This window comes from Desulfosarcina sp., assembly GCF_033791525.1.
In the GTDB taxonomy this organism is placed as follows: Bacteria; Desulfobacterota; Desulfobacteria; order Desulfobacterales; family Desulfosarcinaceae; genus Desulfosarcina.
Genome location: NZ_JASJGN010000446.1, coordinates 1 through 3,815, shown reverse-complemented (window position 1 = coordinate 3,815; position 3,815 = coordinate 1). Strand labels below are relative to the sequence as shown.

5 protein-coding genes are annotated in these 3,815 nt (G+C 55.8%); 4 read left to right on the top strand and 1 reads right to left on the bottom strand.

The window, feature by feature from the left end:
- The 4 genes from QNK41_RS21175 to QNK41_RS21160 all read left to right on the top strand — a co-directional run.
- The coding region (locus QNK41_RS21175) for an efflux RND transporter permease subunit (RefSeq protein ID WP_319261279.1) at positions 1 to 928 on the top strand (928 nt) is incomplete at its 5' end.
- A 49-nt stretch (positions 929 to 977) separates the two neighbouring features.
- Positions 978 to 1,484 (top strand): DUF4203 domain-containing protein, encoded by a 507-nt coding sequence (locus tag QNK41_RS21170; RefSeq protein ID WP_319261276.1) that lies wholly within the window; start codon positions 978 to 980, stop codon positions 1,482 to 1,484.
- Positions 1,485 to 1,613: 129 nt separating this feature from the next.
- Positions 1,614 to 2,066 carry a universal stress protein gene (locus tag QNK41_RS21165; RefSeq protein ID WP_319261273.1) on the top strand — a complete coding sequence of 151 codons (453 nt, stop codon included), beginning with the start codon at positions 1,614 to 1,616 and terminating at the stop codon, positions 2,064 to 2,066.
- A gap of 232 nt (positions 2,067 to 2,298) precedes the next feature.
- Positions 2,299 to 3,135, top strand: a complete 837-nt coding sequence (locus QNK41_RS21160; RefSeq protein WP_319261270.1) for a M48 family metallopeptidase — start codon at positions 2,299 to 2,301, stop codon at positions 3,133 to 3,135.
- 111 nt (positions 3,136 to 3,246) lie between these two features.
- Here the strand turns inward: QNK41_RS21160 and QNK41_RS21155 are convergent.
- Positions 3,247 to 3,815 (bottom strand): response regulator (locus QNK41_RS21155; RefSeq protein WP_319261268.1); only part of this gene is annotated, 569 nt, incomplete at its 5' end.

Here is a 3,815-nt window from a genome sequence, read left to right as displayed (position 1 = left end):
CATGGTGGGCGGCAACTACGTCAACCGTTTCAGCATCGCCGGGCGCAGCTACAAGGTGGTGCCGCAGATCAGCCGCACGGACCGTCTGAACCCGGATCAGCTGCGCAGCATCTATGTAACCGGCCCATCCAATCAGCTGGTGCCCCTGAGCACCATCGCCACCATCCGCAATTCCACCGTGCCGCGATCCCTGAACCGGTTCCAGCAGCTCAACGCCGTCACCATCAGCGGGGTGGCCGTGCGGCCCCTGGACGAAGCCCTGCGTTACCTGGAGGACGAGGCCGCCAAGATCCTGCCCAAAGGCTACATCCTGGACTACACGGGTGAGTCGCGCCAGCTGCGCACCGAGGGCAATACCTTCATCCAGGCCTTCGGGCTGGCGGTGGTGCTGATTTTTCTCGTTCTGGCGGCCCAGTTCAACAGCTTCCGGGACCCCTTCGTGATCCTGGCCGGCTCGGTGCCCCTGGCCATGTTCGGGGCTCTGGTCTTTACCTGTCTCAAAATGCCCGATCCTAACGTGCCTTTCTGGACCCAGGGGTGGACCACCACCATGAATATTTACAGCCAAGTGGGACTGGTCACCCTGGTGGGGCTGGTGTCCAAAAACGGCATTCTCATCGTGGAGTTCGCCAACAGCCTGCAGCGGCAGGGGCGGGCCAAGCGGGAAGCCGTGCGCACCGCCGCCATGACCCGCCTGCGCCCGATCCTGATGACCACCGGCGCCACCATCGCCGGACATTTCCCCCTGACCCTGGTGACCGGTGCCGGCGCCCAAGCCAGAAATTCCATCGGCCTTGTGCTGGTGGGTGGCATGGCCATCGGGACCCTGTTCACCCTGTTCGTGGTGCCGTCCATCTATATGCTGGTGGCCCGCGATCACTCCAGGGATGCAGAAGCGTTGATCGGTTCACGGAAAGAAGCATCCTGAACGGGATGCCTGCCTATTCCGGTTTAATTTTAAATTCCTGGAGTAGAAAATGAATCTATTACTGGCGGCCTCGGGAGTGGTCCTTTTGGTGCTGGGCTGGAAACTGTTCTGGTTGTTCGTCGGCGTGTTGGGTTTCGCGGCCGGCCTTCAGGCGGCCCAACTGGTTTTTGGGCCTCAGCCCTTCTGGGTGCTCTGGGCCGCGGGGCTGGTGTGCGGGATCATCGGCGCAATCCTGGCGCTGTTTTTCCAGAAACTGGCCATCGGTATCGGAGGGTTCGTGGCCGGCAGCATCATTGCCCTCCACCTGACGCTGATGATGGGGTACGATCCCGGCGCACTGGTGGCCCTTATCGGGGGCGTCGTCGGCGTGGTGGCCCTCTATCTGCTTTTCGACTGGGCCCTGATCATTCTCTCGTCGGTGGCAGGGGCCACCTTTATCATCGAGGCACTCGGCCGCCATTCCCCCTATGCATCGGTGCTGTCTGCGGTTCTTGTTGCCGCCGGGATCATCTTCCAGGCCAGGCTGCTGATCGTTTCCCGAAAGGGGGATCATTAACCCTGTAATTAAAAAATGCCAGGGGCGGGTTCAACTTGAAATTTTTCTTAATTTTCATGGCATGTCCTTTGCTGTATTTTATCAGTATGGAAAGCACCTGAATTTCACCCAACAATAAGTAGCCCAAGCATGTTTAAAAAAATCCTCTATCCGACCGATTTTTCCGATGTGGCGGCCAAAGCACTGGATTACATCAAACAACTCAAAGAAGCCGGAGCCCAGGAGGTGACCATCCTGCACGTCATCAACCAGCGCATTATCGATGGGCTGCGGCGACATGCGATGCTGGACAAAGATATCCTCCAGTGGCAGAAGAAGGCTGAGGAGATTGCTCAGGAATCGCTGGCGGAAATGAGTAAAGAATTGGAGTCATTAGGCTTTACGGTGAAGACCGTCGTCAAAATCGGTTTCCCATGGCGCGAAATTCTCGAGGTTGAACAAAAGGAGGCACCGTCCATTCTGGTTATCGGATCGCATGGGCGGTCCAACCTTGGAGAGGCGTTCCTGGGGTCCGTTTCAGACCGGGTGATCCGCAAATGCAAAGGGCCGGTCATGGTCATTAAAAGGGATTCTGAGGATTGAGATAAAACGGACCGCACACACCGATCGACAAAACTGAGGTATGAACCATGCAAAAAGTATCCATAATCGTTTTGGGTATCCTGTTGATCTCCCCCTTGTGAATTTCATCTTTGGGTATTATTTTTTTTCGCATGGAACCATCTTGGCGACGACCAGCGCCTAAACAGCGGACTGACATCGGGCCGCGGTGTGGGTTGTCGCCTCGTCCCCTACACCTGAAAAGGAACCTCTTATGGCCGTCTTCAATCTGAGTCAATGCAGACCGATCTGCCGTCGGGTTTTTGCACTGATTCTGGCGGTGGTGATCGTGTCGGCTTGTGCCCAAGTGCCCATCACCCGTCGTTCAGGCCTGCATCTGGTGCCCAACGCCGAATTGGCCACCATGAGCCTTGAGCAATACCGAGCGGTCCTCGGGAAAAGTCAGCTTTCCACAAATGCCCGTCAGGTAGCCATGGTGCGCCAGGTGGGTACGCGCATCGCCAACGCCGCGGAAGCATTGTTGAAAGAAACCGGCGCAGGGGACGCCATCGCCAATTACCATTGGGAATTCAATCTGATCCAGGACGACAAGACCGTCAATGCTTGGGTCATGCCCGGCGGCAAGGCTGCGGTCTATACCGGCATCCTGCCATATACCCGGGATGAAACCGGACTGGCGGTGGTCCTGGGGCATGAGGTGGCGCACGCCTTGGCAGGCCACGGGAACGAACGTCTAAGCCAGGGCCTGCTGACCCAGCTCGGCGGAACGGCTCTGTCGGTGGCCCTTCAAAGTCAACCCCAGCTGACCCAAACGCTGTTCATGGAAGCTTTTGGTGTGGGTACCAGCGTTGGGTTCCTGTTGCCATACAGCCGACTGCACGAGAGTGAAGCCGACCGCATCGGCCTGACGCTCATGGCGCGGGCAGGATATGACCCGCGCGAGGCGATTCCTTTCTGGCAACGCATGCAGGCGCAGAAACAATCCCGGCCGCCGGAGTTTCTTTCAACCCATCCGGCGCCAGAAACCCGCATCAGGAACATCCAGTCCTACCTGGCCGAGGCGCTGCCCTATTACCAGAAGTCCAACTGATAAACGGTCAAGAAGGGTATGCAGATCACCTTGAAGCCTGTTTGACCGGTAATGTCGACACTCCCATCACCAGTGGTGAAACCAGTGGGTGATTTAAACCAGACATCCGATTCAAAGCGAAACGGATTTTTTGATCGTATCGATCAGTTTTTCAATATCACATGGTTTTGAGAGATATTCGAATGCCCCGTATTTCATTCCTTCATGTGCCGCTTCCTCCGATTCATGGCCGGAGAGTATGATGACTTCCATTTTCGCATACATCTTCTTGAATATCTTCAGCACTTCCAATCCGTCCATATCCTCCATTTTTAAATCTAAAACAGCCACATCAAAATCTACCCGGCGAAGCGCCTGAATGGCTTCTGATCCGCTGAACGTTGTGGTGACGTCGATGTTGCGTCTGCCCAATCGTTTTGAAAGCACACTGACGAAGCTTTTTTCATCATCTACGAGAAGAAGTTTGATCTTTCTCTTTTCGATGTAGTTGCTTTTGTTCTTGATCAACTCCGGACCCGTTGCTGTCGATAGCGGAAGTTCCGCAGTCTCGGCGATCATCGGACTTTCCAGTGGAAACCGGATCTCGAAGTGGGTCCCCTCGTCGAGGATGCTGTGTACATCAATTTCACCGCCCATTTTGTTAATGATTCCGAAACAGATGGACAACCCCAGTCCGCTTC